Here is a 16,097-nt window from a genome sequence, read left to right on the forward strand (position 1 = left end):
GACCGGCGGCGACCGCCGCTCCGCTGGGGCGGCTCGCCGTCACCGGGCCCCCGAGGGCGATGGTCCTGCCGCCGCCGGGTGCTCACAAGGGACGACCGGCACTGGTGCCCCGGTGGGGGCGACGGCGTGCCGCCCGACCGGGGGCGCCGCCCCGCCGCCACGGGGGACGGAGACCACGGGGACGCACCTGCTGCGGCCGGCGGCCAGGGCCGGCTGGGAGCGGCGCTCGAGCACGTCGGTCGGCACCCGGACGCCGGCGACCGTGACCGCCTCCGGGACCGGGTGCGTCCCCAGGGCGGCCAGCGCCTCCGGACCGACGCGCTTCTCCTCCACCGTGAACTGCACCGACAGCTCCGCGGTCGGCCGCCCCCCGGTGACCTTGTAGCCCAGGCCGACCGAGGCGACGTTCGGGTCGTCCAGGTGGTGCTGCCCCTCGGTGCGGAGGAACCGACGCAGGCCGGTGAGCAGCTGCCGGTAGGAGACGTCGCCCCACCGATCCGCCGGAGCGGGCGCCTGCGGGTCCATCCCTGACCTCCCGGGTGGGTGTGTCCGGTGCACCGGACGGAGGCGGGCCGCCGCCGGTCTGATACACGGCCGGCGGGGTCCTCAGGAGGCCACCCGCCGTCCCTCGTCCAGGTGGGCGACCAGCCGGGTGAGCCGGTCGGTCGGGTCCAGCCCGAGCTGGTCGCGCACCCTCGACCGGAACTGCCGGTAGGAACGGACGGCGGCGGCCACGTCGCCCTCGGCGAGGTGGATCCGCACCAGGACCCGGTACGCGCTCTCGCGCAGCGGCTCCGCCCGGACGGCGAGGGAGGCCGCCTCCACCGCGTCGCCGGGGCGCCCGGCGTGGGCCAGCCGCGCGGCGAGGGTCTCCAGCCCGTACAGCCGCAGCTGCCGCAGCCGCTCCCGCTCGACGAGGACCCACTCGTCGCCCCAGCCGGGCAGCAGGTCGCCGTGGAGCTCGGGAGGCGGGAGGCGCAGGTCCTCGACGCGGGAGCGCGGGTCCCGGACCCGGGCCGCCCAGGCGCACAGCTCCCGGACGTCGACGTGCACACCCGGGGCCACGGTGAGCGCGCCGCCGGAGGTGTCCAGCAGCCCCGGTGCCAGCCGGTGCAGCCGCCACAGCGCCGACCGCAGGCTCGCGTGCGCCTGCTCCTCGGGGACCCCGCCCCACAGCTGGCCGGCGACCGCCGACCGGGCCGGCCGGCCCGAGAGGCAGACGTACGCCACCAGGCGCTGCACGCTGCGGGGGACGTCGTCCCGCCGGGCCGGGGCCCCGGCGGTGCCGAGGGTGCAGCCGCCCAGCAGGCCCACCCTCAGCGTCGTCGCCGGCACGTCCACGGTGTCCGCTCCCCGTTGCTCCACGACCGGCAGAGTCGGGCGCGGCCGGCCCTGATACACCCCGGACCGGTGACCCGCCGGTGACACGCTGGTGACGGCGCGGTGACGCCCCCGCCGCATCGTCGCGGACCCGGGCGGCTGCCGCCGTCCCGCGACACGAGGAGGTCGACCATGACCGGCGTGACCACGGACACCACCGGCGGGACCGCGACACGGACGACGGTGCAGAGCCCGCTGACGCTCGTCATGCCGGTCCGGCCCGAGGCGCGCGCCGCGCTGCGGGCGGAGGTCGAGCAGCTGCAGGCCCTGCCCCGCGACCAGAACCCGGTCACCACCGCGCTCGACGCGATCGGCACGGTGCACTTCGCCCGGTTCGTCTTCCTCGACGACGACGAGCGGCTGGCCGTGATCACCACGTACGACGGGGACTTCGAGCGCTACATCATGGACTTCGTCGACCACATCGGGCCGGTGTTCGACCTGCTGCTGCGGCACATGGCCGACCCGCCGCCGCTGCCGGTCCAGCAGCACCCCGAGGAGTTCCTGGCCTACGTGCGCCGGCACGACCTGGGGTGCGTCGGCCCCTTCTACAGCGCCTACCCCACCCGGCCGGTGATCGACATCCGCGCCGACGACGCGGGCTGAGCGCGGCGGGACGGGGGGCTCCGGTGGTGCTCGACCTCTCCGACGTCCAGGGTCTGGTCGTCCGCGGCTACACGATGCCCGCGGCGCGGCACCTGCTGCTGCGCGTGGACTCCGCACCGGCAGCCCGCGCGCTGCTCGGCTCGCTCGTCGACGGCACCCCGGGCCGGCCGCAGGTCACGACGGCGACCCCGTGGACCGAGAAGCCGGAGTCCTGCCTCAACGTGGGGATCACCGCGGCCGGGCTGCAGGCGCTCGAGGTCCCGCCGGCCGGCTTCCCCGCCGAGTTCACCGCGGGCGCCGTCGCGCGGGCCGCGCTCGTCGGGGACACCGGGCCCAGCGACCCGGCGCACTGGCGCCTGGCGTTCACCGACCCGGGCTTCCACCTGCTGCTGTCGCTGGCGGCCGTCTCCCCGGCGGCGCGGGACCGGGCCACCGAGGCCGTCCTGGCCGGCACCGCTCCGGGGCTGACCGAGCTCGACCGCCTGGACGGCGACCTGCTGCCCGGCCGGGTCGACCACTTCGGCTACGTGGACGGGATCTCCCAGCCGACCGTCGCCCCCGCCCCGCCACCCGGCCCGCCCGACCGGCTGCCCGTCCAGCCGACCGGCGCCTTCCTGCTCGGCCACCCCAGCCAGTTCACCGGCCACAGCTACCCCGTGCCCGACCCGCCCGCCCTCGGCCGCAACGGCAGCTTCGCGGCGTTCCGGGTGCTGGCCCAGGACGTCGCCGCCTTCTGCGCCCTGCTGGCCGAGCAGGCGGAGCGCACCGGCACGTCCGAGGAGCTGGTCGCCGCCCGGCTGTGCGGTCGGTGGCGCAGCGGGACGCCGCTGGTCCTCTCCCCCGACAGCGATGCCCGGCTGCCACCGGAGGCCCTCAACGACTTCGACTACGCCGGTGACGAGCGGGGCGAGCGCTGCCCGATCGGCGCGCACGTCCGGCGCATGCACCCCCGCGACTCCCCCGTCGCCGGAGGCGGGGGCGCCAAGCACCGCGTCGTGCGGCGCGGGCTGACCTACGGCCCGCCGTACGACCCGGCCCGGCCCGACGACGGGCAGGAGCGCGGGGTCGTCGCCCTGTTCATCGGCGCCAGCCTCCGGGACCAGTTCGAGTTCCTCATGGCCGAGTGGGCGCTCGACGGGCTCTTCGCACCGGGGCTGGGCCGCACCCAGGACCCCTTCCTCGGCACCGGGGACGGCACCGGCGCCGCCCGCGCCTTCCGCTTCCGGACGGCCACCGGCCGGTCCGAGCTGACCGGCCTGCCCCGCCTGGTCACCACCCGGGGCGGCGCGTACGTCTTCCTCCCGAGCGTGACCGGGATCCGCCACCTCGCCGGGAGCTGAGCGCGCTGCTCCCGGGCCCCGCCGAGGTGGCGCCGAGCACCCGCTCGCCCGGCGCCACCTCGGCAGGGGACCTCAGGCCGGCACCGCGTCGTACACCCCGGCCGTCTCCAGCGTCGTCCGCAGCCGGGCCAGGATCCGTGCCCGCGTCGGGCCGATGCTGCCCACGGGCATCCCGAGCCGGGCGCTGATCTGCGCGTAGCTCGGTGCCGGCGAGGCGACGAGCAGGCCGAGCAGCGCCCGCTGCTGCGCCGGCAGTGCGGCCACCGCACGGCGGACCAGCACCTGCTGCTCGTGCCGCACGGCGCTCGTCTCCGGCCCGGCGTCGTCGGCCGGGCCGTCCCACAAGACGGCGGCGGCCTGCTCGAGGTCGTCGGTCACCTGCTCGCGGCAGTGGTCGCGGGCCACGGCCAGGCAGGCCCGCCGGGTCGTCGTCCGGAGCCAGCCGGGCAGCCGCTCCGGGTCGCGGATGTCGGCCAGGTGCTCCACCAGCCGCAGCCAGGTCGTCTGGACGGCGTCGGCGGTCTGCGCCTCGCTGAGCCGGAAGCCCCGCGCCACCGACCACACCAGGCGGCCGTACTCGTCGACGATCCCCCGCCACGCCCGCTCGTCCCCCTGCGCGGCGCGGCGCACCAGGTCGGTCACTGCTGCGGCGTCCATGGCGACTCCCTGGTCCGGGACGGCGGCACCGCCGTCGTCCCGGAGCGTGGGCGGGCCCTGTCAGCCGGGCGTCAGCCGGAACAGCAGGCCGCGTCAGCCGGACGTCAGCCGGGCGTCAGCCGGACGTCAGCCGCGAGGCTGCGGCCGGTCCGGCCGCGCGGGGGCGTGCACCTCGAGACGCCGGGCCAGGGCCAGGGTGCGCGGCTGCGGCGGGACGCCGAGGTCGTCGAGCGCCTGCAGGCAGCGCCGCAGCGCCCGACGGGCGTCGGCTGCGTCCCCGGCCTCCAGCAGGGCGGAGACCAGCAGCTGGTGGGCCTCCTCGCACCAGGCGTCGACCCGGATCGCCCGCTCGCCGAGCGTCCGGGCGGCGCCGGCGTCCCCCCGGGCCAGCAGGAGCTCCCCGGCCCGGACGGCGGCCGCCACGAACCGCCCCCGCATCCGGTCGCGCTCCCACTCCAGCCAGTCCCCGCCGCCGACGTCGGGCAGGTAGTCGGTGTCCCAGAGCCGCAGCGCCTGCTCGTAGGCGGCCAGGGCGGCCGACGGCGCACCCTGGCGCTCGAGCCGCGCCGCCTCGTCGAGGTGGCGCTCGAAGTCCACGGCGTCGACCTGCAGCGCCTCACCGACGAGGAGGTGCAGGACCGGCCCCCCGCTGCGGACGAAGTACGGCGCGTCGGACTCGCCGCGGTCGGGTTCGAGCAGGTCCTGCAGGTAGGCGAGGGTGACCCGCAGGTTGCGGGCCGCGGCCACCTCGTCGAGGTCGGGCCACAGGTCGGCCGTGACCGCCGCCCGGGTGGGCCCGTCGTGGGCCAGCAGGTACCCGAGCAGTTGGCGCACCCGCTCGCGGCGCAGCTCGCGGGCGACCACGACGGCTCCGTTCCGGCGCAGCTGCATCGGCCCCAGCACCCGCAGCTCCAGCCGGGCGGGCGGCGCGGCCGGCAGCTCGCGCAGCAGCCGGCGCGCGGTGGCGGCGACCGGCGCGCGGCCTCCGCTGCTGAGCGCCCGCAGGGTGGGCCGGGCGCGCGGCCCGAGCTCCTCGACCAGCGCGTGCCCCTCCTGGAGGCCCGAGGCGACCATGCCGAGGGCGAGCTCCGCCGTCCACGGCACCGGCAGGACGGCCCGCATGACCGCGCGGGCCTCGGCCGGCAGCCCGGCCACCTGCTCCAGCGACCCCTCCTCCCGGATCGCGACCAGCGCCCGGGCCAGCTGCAGCGCCGGCCGGAAGCACCCCGGCGGGGCCGCGGCGTCCCACCGCGGACGCACCTCGGGGAGCAGGACGTACTGCAGCGGCAGCGCCGCCGCGGACACCTGGCGGACCGCCCGGCTGCGGGCCACGTCCAGCCGCAGCACCGCGCGCAGGGCCTCGGCGGCCGCGGCCTCCTGACCGAGCGACACCCGGTGGGCCGCCTCCGCCACCGCCCCGGCGACCGGCGCCCAGCCGACCGACGAGTCGGCGATGGCCTGCCGGTGCGCCGCCAGCAGTTCCCCGGCCTGGTCGTCCCGGCCGAGCAGACCGAGCAGGACGACGGCGCAGGTGACGATCTCCGGCGAGGTGAGGACCTTGGCGGGGTGGATCCCGGCGAGCAGGTCGGGCAGCAGCGCCTCGGCCTCCTCGAGCCGGCCGCGCATCCGCAGCGACTCGACCAGCTGGCTCCGGAACAGCACCGCCATGTTGGGGCCGGCCGAGGCGAGAGCCCGGTGGACGACGCGCTCGGCGCCCTCGGCGTCGCCCAGCTTGAGCAGCATCAGGTGGGCGCGCAGCCACTGCTGCACCGGGCTGAGCGCGGTCCCCGCCACCAGCGCCGGCGTCGTCAGCTGGGCGCGCACCTCCGCGGGCGTGCGTGCCAGCAGACCCCGGAACAGCGCGAGCCACCCGGCGGCGCGCTCGTGGCCGCGGGCCGCCAGCTCGGTCAGCCGCTCGATGTGCAGCTCCATCTCCCGGCGGTCGGACCGGCGCAGCCCCACCTCGACCAGGGCGTTGAGGCAGGCGAAGCGCACCGGCGCGACGTCGGGCGCCAGCGCGAAGGCGCGCTCCAGCAGCGCCTCGGCGCCGGCCAGGCTGGTCGGCTCGGCGACGTTCGCGGCCAGCAGCAGCCCCTCGGGGCCCTCCTGCACCTCCGGGGGCAGCCGCTGCAGCCACACCTCGAGGACGTCCGGCGGGACCAGCGGCGTGCCGACCTCGCACACCTCGACGACGAGCCGGCGGACGTCGTCCCACGCCCCGGCGTCGACCAGCAGCTCCATGGCGTCGTGGTAGCGGCGGCGACGGGCCAGGACCAGGCCGGCGGTGCGACGGGCCTGCGCCAGCTGCTCGGGGTCCAGGCGATGCGCCAGGATCGCCGACCACAGCCCGTGCAGCGACCACCAGCCCGAGGGACCGCGGACCACCAGCGGCAGGCCCTCCAGCAGCTCCTCCAGGCGCACGTCCGGCCCGAGCAGCGCCGCCGCCAGCTCGTCGTCGGCGCCACCGACGGCGACCAGCACGCTGAGCGCCTGCCGGCGCTCCGGCGACAGCCGGCTGAGCAGCTCCTCCCACACGTAGCCGCTGACGGCGTCCGGGCCGGCGGTGGCGGTCAGCTCGGCCAGTGCCGGCCAGCCGCCCACGTCCCGCAGCAGGTCCGGTGGCACGTGCCGGGACGCCGCGAACGCCGCCATCTCCTCCCGCGCGAAGTGGAGCTCGGTCTCGCCGACGACGACCGCCTCGCCGCTGGCGAGCAGCCGCGAGGCGCGCAGCGGCAGCGGCGGGCGGGACGCCAGGACGACGTGGCCGTTGCGCGGCAGCTCCTCGACCAGCTCGGCCACGAAGTGGCCGCCGGGCGAGCCCGGCCGCACCAGGTGGACGTCGTCGAGGATCAGCGCGAGCTGCTGCGGCGCGGCGCTCCAGATGGCCTCGGCGACGGTGACCGCGGCCTCCCGCGGGTCCTCCGGTACCGGCGCGGTGAGGCCCACGGCGGCGAACGCGCCCCCGGCCAGGAACGACAGCGACGTGTCGTCCCGCTGGCAGGTCAGCCAGCGGTCCTCACCCAGCGGGGACAGCGTGTTCTCCTGGACCGCCTGGGCCAGCAGCGTCGTCTTGCCGAACCCCGCCGGCGCCACGACGGCGGTCAGCCGCCGCTCGAACCGGGAGTGCAGCCGGTGCAGCAGCCGGGGCCGGACGATGAGCCCGCGGTCGGCGAGCGGTGGTGCGTACCGGAGCGCCCGGCTCATGCGCGACCCGTCCGGACGCCGAGCCGGTGCACCGCGACCCGGACGCCGTCGGGCGACGTGGTCCGGACATCCGGCGCGACGGCCACGGGAGCACTCCCTCGGGCACCTGACGGGTGTGGTGCGCGAGAGGGAGGTGCCTCGGGACCGGAATGCTGTGAGGTCCCCCCGGTCGATGTCAATCCACCGGGGTCCGGCGGCCGCGAACGGGCGAGCCGGTCACGCACCGCACCGGCGACCTCACGCCCGGCCCCCTCGGGCGCCCGTGGGCGACGGCGCTCCCGGTGCCGACCGACGGGGCCCGGCCGCGGTGACCGCGACGCGCCGGACGGCGGGGGAACCACAGATCGCGCCAGAACCCGGCGCCGCTTTCGTCCACGTTCTGCTAGTGCCAGCCGGGCCGGCCGTTCCGTAACGTCACATACAGCAACGAGGCCGTACCGGTCCGTCACCCACCCGCCCGACTCCGCCTTCCCCGAGGAGCCCCCCGTGACCGCGTTCTCCCGCCCGCACCTGACCCTGCTCACCGACGACGCCCCCGCGCCGGCCCGCGAGGCGTCGCCGTGGACCGACCCGGCCCCCGTCGGGGACGCGTCGTGGCGGCTCGAGGCGCTGTGCGCGGAGACCGACCCCGAGGCGTTCTTCCCGGAGAAGGGCGGCTCGACCCGCGACGCCAAGCGGGTGTGCGGCGGGTGCACCGTGCGGGCCGAGTGCCTGGAGTTCGCGCTGGCCAACGACGAGCGCTTCGGCATCTGGGGTGGCCTCTCCGAGCGCGAGCGTCGCCGGATCCGGCTGCGCCAGCGCACCGACCTCAGCGCCTGACCCGCTCGCTCGTCTCGACCCGGGTGGACCCCGCCGGGCGTGAGCCGGTGCGGTCCGGGACCTGACCCCGGGCCGCCGGGTGAACGTCGAGGACCTCGCCGGGGTCCGCCGGGAGGCGGTCGTCGCCCCCGCGCCCCGGCTCCCCGTCGAGGGCGCCCGCACGGTCGGCGACCGTGCCGCCCGCAGCGGTGGCCCCGTGGGCGCGTAGCGTGGTGATCGCGAGCCCGCTCGGCGCTCGCACCGTCGACCACTGCCCGGTGGCAGCGCCATCCGCGCCCGGGCTCGCGGCGCCGACCGGCGCCCACCACCGCGGAGCGACCCCGGTCCCCGCCCGTTCCCGTCTGGACCCTGCATGAGCGCACCCGCTCTGACCTTCCTCGCTCCCCCGTCCACGGGGTACGACCCCGACGACAGCACCACGGACGTCCGCTCCCCCACCGCCCCGGACCGCCCGGCCGGACCCCCGCCGCGGGACCGTCGGGCCCCGGTCCTGCGGATGACCCGCGGAGCGCGCGAGGCCGCGACCGGCATGGGGATCGCCGACGCCGACGTCCAGCGCTGCCTCGACGCCCCCGACGACGTCTCGCCGCACCCCGACAGCCCGTCGCGGACCCGCTTCCGGCGGGGCTCGCTGGTCGTCCTCGCGGGCGCCGACGGGATGGTCCTGCGGGTCGGCCGCGGCAACCGCTGACCCGCGCCGGGCGCGGCGCCGGCCGAGGCGCGGGACGCCGGCGGTAGCGTCGGCCCGGAGACGAGGAGGCCCCATCGCCACCCACCGTGGACGCTGCGCCGAAGCCCACCTCGGATGCCCCTGCCGGGGCGACGAGACGATCCACGAACAACGGTCCCGCGAGATCAGCGAGGCCCGCGACCGGTCGGGCGAGCCCGTCGACTGCCCGGAGTGCGGAGCGCCGACGACGCCGCTGGCCATCGTCTCGTGGGGCAACTGCCGGGCCTGCCGCACGGCGCAGTCCCGGGTCGTCGACCCCCTCCGCTGGTGACCGGCCGGCGCCGCCGGCCGGCACGGCAGCGCCGCCGGTGCTGCCCGCTCAGCCGGGCAGCACCTTGCCGGGGTTCATCAGCCCGGCCGGGTCCAGCAGCTGCTTGACCCCGCGCATCAGCTCCAGCTCCAGCGGGCTCTTGTAGTCGGCGATCACGTCGCGCTTCGACTGCCCCAGCCCGTGCTCGGCGCTGATGCTGCCGTCGAGGGCGGCCGCCGAGTCGTGCACGATCCGGTTCAGCTCGCCGGCCCGCGCGCGGAAGGCCCCGTCGTCCCTCGGCTCCGGCCCGCTCAGGTTGTAGTGCAGGTTGCCGTCGCCGACGTGGCCGTAGGCCACGACCCGGACGCCGGGCAGCGCCTCGGCCAGCGCCCGGTCGGTGGCGGCCACGAACGCCGGGATCGAGCTGATCGGCACGCTGACGTCGTGCTTGAGGCTCGGGCCCTCGGAGTCCTGCGCCTCCGAGATCCCCTCGCGCAGCGCCCACAGGGTGGCGACCTGCGCCGAGCCGGCGGCGACCACGGCATCGGTGACCACGCCCCGCTCGACCGCCTCCCCCAGCGCCGCCTCGACCACCGCGTCCAGGCCGGCGTCGGGCAGCGTGTCGCTCAGCTCGACCAGCGCGTACCAGGGGTGGACGTCGGCGATCGGGTCGCGCACCCCCGTTCCGTGGCGGAGCACGAACTCCACGCTTTGCCGGGACATGAGCTCGACGGCGGTCAGCCGGTCACCGGCCGACTCGCGCACGACGCCGACGAGGTCCACCGCCGCCTGCGGGTCCGGCAGCGCCACCCACGCCGTCGCCGTGCTGCGGACGGCCGGGAACAGCTCCAGCACGGCGGCGGTGATCACGCCGAGCGTCCCCTCGGCGCCGACGAACAGCTGCTTGAGGTCGTAGCCGGTGTTGTCCTTGCGCAGCCCCCGCAGCCCGTGCCACACCCGCCCGTCGGGCAGCACGACCTCCAGGCCGAGGGTGAGGTCGCGCATCGTGCCGTAGCGCAGCACGCCGGTGCCGCCGGCGTTGGTCGCCAGGTTGCCGCCGATCGTGCAGCTGCCCTCGGCGCCCAGGGACAGCGGGAACAGCCGGCCCGCGGCCGCGGCGGCCTCCTGCACCGTCTGCAGCACCACGCCGGCCTCCACGGTGATCGTCGAGTTCGCCGCGTCGAGGTCGCGGATCCGCCGCATGCGCGTCAGCGAGAGCACCACCTGCCGCCCGGAGGCGTCGGGCACCGCGCCGCCGCACAGCCCGGTGTTGCCGCCCTGCGGGACGACCGCGACGCCGAGGTCCCGGCACAGCGCGACGACGGCCGCGACCTCCTCGGTGCTGCCGGGGCGGACGACGGCCGCCGCCGTCCCGGAGTACGCGCCCCGCCAGTCGGTGAGGAACCCGGCCGGGTCGTCGACCAGCCCGGCGGGGCCGACCACGTCGCGCAGCCGGGCGGCCAGGTCGGCGGTCACGGGGCGACCTCGGGCCGGACGGCGCGCACCGGGGGGAGCCCCAGCACCCTGCGGGCCCGGGCCAGTTCCTCCGCCGTCGGCCGGGGTGCGAGCGCCTCGAGCCGCGGGACCTCCGTGGGGAAGCAGGCCGCGAGCACGTCGCGCGCCGTCGCCACGGCGGTCGAGGCCCCGGGTGAGGCGCCGAGCAGGGCGGCCAGCGACCCGTCCGCCGAGGTGACGACCTCCGTGCCGAAGCCGACCAGCGTCCCGCGCCCGTCGGTCTCCTTGAGCACCTGGACCCGCTGACCGGCGGCCACCAGGGTCCAGTCCTCCGCCCGCGCCGTCGGGACGAACCGGCGCAGCGCTGCCATCCGGGACGCCGGCGACGCGGTGACCTGCCGGACCAGGTACGCGATCAGCGTCCGGTTGTCGCGCGCAGAGGCGAGCAGCACGGGCAGGTTCCCCGGCCGGACCGAGCGGAGCAGGTCGCCGAGCCGGCCGCGGGTGAGGAACCGCGGCGAGAACGCGGCGAACGGGCCGAACAGGAGCGACTCGCGCCCGTCGACGACCCGCAGGTCCAGGTGCGGGACGGAGATCGCCGGGGCCCCGGGCTCGGCGTGGCCGTAGACCTTGCCGCGGTGCGCGGCCACCAGCTCGGGACGGTCGGTGCGCAGGAACCGGCCGCTGATGGGGAAGGCGCCGTAGCGCCGGACCTCCGGCACCCGCGCCGACTGCAGCAGCGGCAGCGTCCCGCCACCGGCGCCGACGAAGACCCACGGCGCCCGCAGCTGCCGGCGCTCCCCCGTCGCCCGGTCCCGCACCGCCAGCTCCCAGCCCCCGTCCCGCCGCCGCAGGGACGTGACCTCGGTGCGCAGCCGCACCTGCCCGCCCTGCTCGCGCAGGACCGCGAGCAGTTGCCGGGTGAGGACGCCGAAGTCGACGTCGGTGCCCTGCGCCGCCCGGGTGGCCGCGATCGGCTCGTCGGCCGTGCGTCCGTCGAGGACGAGCGGCAGCCAGGAGGCGAGGACGTCGGGGTCGTCGCTGAACTCCAGGTCGGCGAAGAGCGGGGAGCCGCGCAGCGCCTGGTACCGGGCCCGCAGGTACGCCACGCCGTCCGCGCCGCGGCCGAGGCCCAGGTGCGGCACCGACCGGACGAACGCCTCCGGCGGGCCCAGCACGCCCCGCTCGACCAGCCGTGCCCACAGGACCAGCGAGGCGGCGAACTGCTCGCCGATGCGCACCGCGCCGGCCGGGTCGACCGTGCCGTCCGGCCGCCGCGGGGTGTAGTTGAACTCGCACAGCCCGGCGTGCCCGGTCCCGGCGTTGTTCCAGGCGCTGGAGCTCTCCAGCCCGGCCTCGTCGAGCCGTTCGACGACGGCGATCCGCCGGTCCGGCTGCAGCTCGGCCAGCAGCACGCCCAGCGTCGCGCTCATCACCCCGCCACCGACGAGGACGGCGTCCCACTGCTCGACCGGCACGGCGCCCACGCTAGGAACAGCGCCGATGCGTGTCCAAGACCGCTGCGGCATGACGCGATGCCCCGACGGCATGGGCGCGCCGACGTGTCCGCCGGGTGCCGGGCGTCCCTGCTCCCGACGGCGGGATCCGGCGTCCGCAGGCAGCGGACCGGCGAGAGGAGCATGCGGGTAACGGGGACCAGGGACGACGTGGACGTGCGGGTCGGCCGGGAGCGGGCGCGGCTGCTCGCCGGCTGGAGGGGCTGGACGACACGGGGTGGTGGACGCCGAGCCTGCGCGCGGGCTGGTCGGTACGGGACCTCGTCGTCCACCTGCTCATGCCTACGAGCTGTCGATGCCCCGGTTCCTGGCCCTGATGGCGCGCTCCCGGTTCTCCTCCGACCGGACCGCGGACCGCTGGGCCCGGGCCGGTCGTCGCTCACCGGCGGAGGTCGTCGCGGCCCTGCGCGACACCGCGCACCGCACCTCCCAGGCCGGGCCCGGTGCGCCGCCGGAGGCTCCGCTGAGCCACCTCGTGATCCACGCCGAGGACGTCCACCGGCCGCTCGGCGTGCCCTCGCCGACCGACCCGGACGACGCCCGGGTCCTACTGGACCAGCTGACCGGCCGCCGGTCGCTCGCCCCCGGCCTCCTCGACGGGCCGGCCTTCGCCGCCGCCGACACCACCTGGCGGTACGGGACCGGTCCCCCGGTCTCCGGTCCGGCCACCGCCATGCGTCCTGCAGGCTCCCGCCGCCGGCCCCGTCCGGGGCACCGCCCCGAGCCCCGACGGCCCCCTTGCAGGGTCCCGCCGCGAGCCTGCGAGCGGCGGGGGGCAAGGGGGTCCTCCAAGGGGAGGACGGGGTCCTCCCTCAGCCGAGCAGCAGGGCGATGCCGACGAGCACCGGGACCGACAGGACGGTGCTCAGCAGGACGACGTCCCGCACGAGCAGGGTGCCGCGGTCGTAGGTGGCGGCGTACACGAAGACGTTCTGCGCCGTGGGCAGCGCGGAGGTCACCGTGACCGCCAGCAGCGCCACCTCGTCGAGGCCGGCGACCCAGCGGCCGAGGGCGTAGGCCAGCGCGGGCTGCCCGAGCGTCTTGAGCGCCACCCCCAGCCACACCTGACCGGCTCCCTCGCCCGACGCCGGCCGCGGCGCGCCGTGCAGGCTCATCCCGTAGGCCAGCAGCGCGGCGGGCACCGCCAGCCCGGCGGTGAGCTCCACCGGCGCCAGGACCAGCGACGGCAGCTGCACACCGGTCGCCGCCACCAGCACGCCGAGGCCGCAGCCGACGACCACCGGCGTCGCCAGCGGCTGCAGCACCACCTGCCAGCGCGGCCGGGCCCCGGCCGGGGTGCGCGAGCCGGCCAGCACCGCCAGGCCCACCGGCGCCATCACCAGCACCTGGAACAGCAGCACGGGCGCGACGAAGGAGGCGTCGTCCAGCACGTAGACCGAGATCGGGACGCCGAGGTTGCCGGCGTTGACGTAGGAGGAGGCCAGCCCGCCAGCGGTCAGCTCGGCCGGTCGCAGCCGCCAGCGCCACCGCGCCAGCCCGGCGAAGAGCAGCGCGGCCAGCACCGCGCTGCCCGCGGTGGCGACCAGGGCGGGTGAGAGCAGCACCCCGGGGTCGGCGTCGGCGAGGGTGAGCAGCAGCAGCGCCGGCGTCGCCACGACGTAGGACAGCCGGGACAGCACGGCCGCGGCGTCCTGCCCGACGGCGCCGGTGCGGGCGACCAGCCAGCCGACGGCGATGACCGCGGTGAGGGCGGCGAAGCCCCCCACCACCCCGTTCACGCGGCGATCGCGTCCCCGACCGCGCGGACCAGCCGGGGCAGCGCCTCCGCCGGTGCGTGCGGGAGGAACAGGTTCGGCTCGGTGAGCTCGACCTCGAGCACCACCGGCCGGCCGGCGGCGTCGGCGACCAGGTCGATCCGCGCGTAGAGCAGCGGCGCCGCGCCGGGGACCAGCACGGCTGCGGCGTCGACGACCGCCTGCGCGAGGTCCCGCTGCTCCGGCGTCGCGGGAGCCGGCCGCACGCCCCGGCGACCGCTGCGGTCCTGGCGCACGCCCTCCCCGCGGCCGAGCATCGGCGGCTTGCGCGCGGCGTGCGAGAACCGGCCGCCGAGGAACAGCAGCGCCGTCTCCCCCGCGTCGTCCACGCTGGCCTGGTACGGCTGCACCATCGCCGTCCGGCCGGCCGCGGTCAGCTGCGCGACGTGCGCCAGGACGTCGCCGGTGTCGGTCCAGCGCGCGGTGTCCCGGGCGCCCGCGGACACCGACGGCTTGACCACCCACTCCTCCGCGTCCGGCAGGTCGGCGGTGCCCGCCGGGTCCCAGACGGTGGGCACGACGGGCAACCCGGCGGCCGCGACGTCGCGCAAGTGGGTCTTGTCGGTGTTCCAGCGCAGCACGGCGGCGTCGTTGCGCAGCCGGGGTACGGCGTCGGCCCAGGCCAGGAACTCGGCCCGCCGCCAGGCGTAGTCCCAGCAGGACCGGACGACGGCCAGGTCGCAGCCGGACCAGTCCACCGCGGGGTCGTCCCAGCGGACGCAGTCCACGGCGAACCCGGCCTCCCGCAGCGCCGGGGCGGCGAGCGGGAGGTCCGGGTCGACGCGCAGGCCGCGCTCGGAGCTGACGAGGGCGACCCGCGAACTCACCGGGGCAGCTCCAGCACGCCGTCGATCCGCCGCGGGATGCCCCGGAAGCCGTCGGTGAGCTCGGCCGGGAGCACCTCCTGCGGCGCGCCCTGCCAGGTCACCGGGCGCAGGAACCGCCGGATCGCCGTCGTGCCCACCGAGGTGTGCTGGGAGTTGGTCGACGGCCACGGGCCGCCGTGGTGCTGGGCCCAGGAGACGGCCACGCCGGTCGGGTAGGCGTCGTAGACCAGCCGGCCGGCACGGGTGCGCAGCTCCTGCGAGACCGCCAGCGGCAGCTCGGTCTCCCCGGCGCCGCGCAGCACGGTGGCGGTCAGCGACGACGGCATCTGGCCCAGCGCCGCGAACAGCTCGGCCTCGCCGTCGTAGCGGGCGACCACCGAGACCGGCCCGAAGCACTCCTCGGTCACCTGCTCCGGCAGCCCGGCGGCCGTCGTCTGCAGCAGCCGGGGCACGGCCTCGAACCCGCGACCGGACGGGTCCCCGCCGCGGGCGATCTCCTCGACGCCCGGCGCCCCGGCCAGGGCGTCGGAGATGCGGCCGTAGGAGGCGGCGATGCCCTCGTTGAGCAGCACCGGGGCGGCCGCACCGCGCACCGCCTCGGCCATCGCGTCGACGACGGCGTCGCCCTCGGGCCCCGCCGGTACGAACGCCAGGCCGGGCTTGGTGCAGAACTGACCGCCCCCGAGCGTGAACGAGCCGACCAGCTCGGTGCCGATCGTCGTCCCGCGCTCGGCGGCGGCCTGCGGCGTGACGACCACCGGGTTGAGGCTGGACAGCTCGCCGAAGAAGGGCACCGGGTCGGAGCGCCGCTCGATAATCTCCAGCAGGGCGCGGCCGCCGTTCACCGAGCCGGTGAAGCCGACGGCGCGGATCGCCGGGTGGGCGACCAGGTCGGCCCCGCCCTGCAGGCCGTGCACGATGCCCAGCGTGCCGTCGGGCGCGCCGGCCTTGCGCGCCGCGGCGTCCAGGACGTCGAAGACCAGCTGCGAGGTCGCCGGGTGCGAGCCGTGCGCCTTGACGACGACGGGGCAGCCGGCGGCCAGCGCCGAGGCGGTGTCGCCGCCGGGCACCGAGAACGCCAGCGGGAAGTTGCTGGCCCCGAACACCGCGACCGGGCCGATCGGCACCAGCATCCGGCGCAGGTCGGGGCGCGGGCCCATCGGGGTGTCGCCGGCGGGGTCGATCGCCGCCTCGAGGTAGCTGCCCTCGTCGAGCACCTCGGCGAACAGCCGCAACTGGTAGCAGGTGCGGGTGAGCTCGCCGTTCAGCCGCGTGGGGCCGAGCGCGGTCTCCCGGTCGGCGACGGCGACCACGTCGTCCCGCCGGGCCTCCAGCGCGTCGGCGAGCGCGCGCAGCAGCGCCGCCCGCCCGGCACGGCCGAGGGCGTCCAGGCCGGGGGCCGCGGCGAGCGCGGCCGTGCAGAGCCGGTCCACCTCCTCGCGGGGGGTCTCCTGGGCGACGACCTCGACGGTCTCGCCGGTGCGCGGGTCGGTGCTGACGACCCCGCGGTCGGGGGGTGCGGACACGGTTGCCTCCT

At 77.4% G+C, this 16,097-nt stretch carries 15 protein-coding genes; 6 read left to right on the forward strand and 9 right to left on the reverse strand.

Going from position 1 to position 16,097, the window contains the following annotated elements:
• Positions 1–39 precede the first annotated feature (39 nt).
• Complete coding sequence (locus tag BMW27_RS02395) at positions 40–525, reverse strand: hypothetical protein (protein WP_091438464.1); 486 nt, start codon at positions 523–525, stop codon at positions 40–42.
• Positions 526–606: 81 nt separating this feature from the next.
• Positions 607–1,341 carry an AfsR/SARP family transcriptional regulator gene (locus tag BMW27_RS02400; protein ID WP_091438468.1) on the reverse strand — a complete coding sequence of 245 codons (735 nt, stop codon included), beginning with the start codon at positions 1,339–1,341 and terminating at the stop codon, positions 607–609.
• 171 nt (positions 1,342–1,512) lie between these two features.
• On the opposite strand from BMW27_RS02400, the gene BMW27_RS02405 reads away from it, so the two are divergent.
• Complete coding sequence (locus tag BMW27_RS02405; RefSeq protein WP_091438471.1) at positions 1,513–1,986, forward strand: hypothetical protein; 474 nt, start codon at positions 1,513–1,515, stop codon at positions 1,984–1,986.
• Positions 1,987–2,009: 23 nt separating this feature from the next.
• Positions 2,010–3,326, forward strand: a complete 1,317-nt coding sequence (locus BMW27_RS23180) for a Dyp-type peroxidase (RefSeq protein ID WP_091438474.1) — start codon at positions 2,010–2,012, stop codon at positions 3,324–3,326.
• Between the two features lie 72 nt (positions 3,327–3,398).
• Here the strand turns inward: BMW27_RS23180 and BMW27_RS02415 are convergent, their stop codons facing one another.
• A complete protein-coding gene (locus BMW27_RS02415; RefSeq protein WP_091438477.1) occupies positions 3,399–3,983 on the reverse strand; it encodes an RNA polymerase sigma factor in 585 nt (194 codons plus the stop codon).
• 126 nt (positions 3,984–4,109) lie between these two features.
• Entirely contained in the window at positions 4,110–7,187 is a 3,078-nt protein-coding gene (locus tag BMW27_RS02420) for an AfsR/SARP family transcriptional regulator (protein WP_091438479.1), read from the reverse strand.
• A gap of 486 nt (positions 7,188–7,673) precedes the next feature.
• Here BMW27_RS02420 and BMW27_RS02425 point away from each other — a divergent pair, with 486 nt between their 5' ends.
• From BMW27_RS02425 to BMW27_RS02430, 3 genes are all read left to right on the forward strand, one after another.
• A complete protein-coding gene (locus BMW27_RS02425; RefSeq protein ID WP_091438482.1) occupies positions 7,674–8,006 on the forward strand; it encodes a WhiB family transcriptional regulator in 333 nt (110 codons plus the stop codon).
• A gap of 79 nt (positions 8,007–8,085) precedes the next feature.
• A complete protein-coding gene (locus BMW27_RS24255; protein WP_281244738.1) occupies positions 8,086–8,214 on the forward strand; it encodes a hypothetical protein in 129 nt (42 codons plus the stop codon).
• Positions 8,215–8,358: 144 nt separating this feature from the next.
• Positions 8,359–8,697, forward strand: a complete 339-nt coding sequence (locus tag BMW27_RS02430) for a hypothetical protein (protein ID WP_091438484.1) — start codon at positions 8,359–8,361, stop codon at positions 8,695–8,697.
• 358 nt (positions 8,698–9,055) lie between these two features.
• On the opposite strand, the gene BMW27_RS02435 is transcribed toward BMW27_RS02430, so the two are convergent.
• Together BMW27_RS02435 and mqo are read right to left on the reverse strand one after the other, a co-directional pair.
• Entirely contained in the window at positions 9,056–10,462 is a 1,407-nt protein-coding gene (locus tag BMW27_RS02435) for an FAD-binding oxidoreductase (RefSeq protein ID WP_091438486.1), read from the reverse strand.
• Positions 10,459–11,919 (reverse strand): malate dehydrogenase (quinone), encoded by a 1,461-nt coding sequence (gene mqo, locus BMW27_RS02440; RefSeq protein WP_245743262.1) that lies wholly within the window; start codon positions 11,917–11,919, stop codon positions 10,459–10,461. The genes BMW27_RS02435 and mqo overlap by 4 nt, the downstream gene beginning before the upstream one ends.
• Positions 11,920–12,014: 95 nt before the next feature.
• Between mqo and BMW27_RS24535 the strand changes: the two genes are divergently transcribed.
• Positions 12,015–12,275 carry a maleylpyruvate isomerase N-terminal domain-containing protein gene (locus BMW27_RS24535; protein WP_091438489.1) on the forward strand — a complete coding sequence of 87 codons (261 nt, stop codon included), beginning with the start codon at positions 12,015–12,017 and terminating at the stop codon, positions 12,273–12,275.
• Positions 12,276–12,770: 495 nt separating this feature from the next.
• Here the strand turns inward: BMW27_RS24535 and BMW27_RS02450 are convergent, their stop codons facing one another.
• Genes BMW27_RS02450 through BMW27_RS02460 form a run of 3 tightly spaced genes read right to left on the reverse strand, consistent with a single transcriptional unit; the run spans position 12,771 to position 16,086 of the window.
• Entirely contained in the window at positions 12,771–13,697 is a 927-nt protein-coding gene (locus tag BMW27_RS02450) for an AEC family transporter (protein ID WP_091438491.1), read from the reverse strand.
• The gene (locus BMW27_RS02455) at positions 13,694–14,560 is read right to left on the reverse strand and encodes an ATP-grasp domain-containing protein (RefSeq protein WP_091438493.1); all 867 of its coding nucleotides are present in this window, start codon (positions 14,558–14,560) and stop codon (positions 13,694–13,696) included. The genes BMW27_RS02450 and BMW27_RS02455 overlap by 4 nt, the downstream gene beginning before the upstream one ends.
• The gene (locus BMW27_RS02460) at positions 14,557–16,086 is read right to left on the reverse strand and encodes an aldehyde dehydrogenase (NADP(+)) (RefSeq protein ID WP_091438495.1); all 1,530 of its coding nucleotides are present in this window, start codon (positions 16,084–16,086) and stop codon (positions 14,557–14,559) included. Before BMW27_RS02460 ends, BMW27_RS02455 begins: the two co-directional genes overlap by 4 nt.
• Positions 16,087–16,097 lie beyond the last annotated feature (11 nt).

This window comes from Geodermatophilus poikilotrophus (genome assembly GCF_900111455.1).
Taxonomy (GTDB): Bacteria; Actinomycetota; Actinomycetes; order Mycobacteriales; family Geodermatophilaceae; genus Geodermatophilus; species Geodermatophilus poikilotrophus.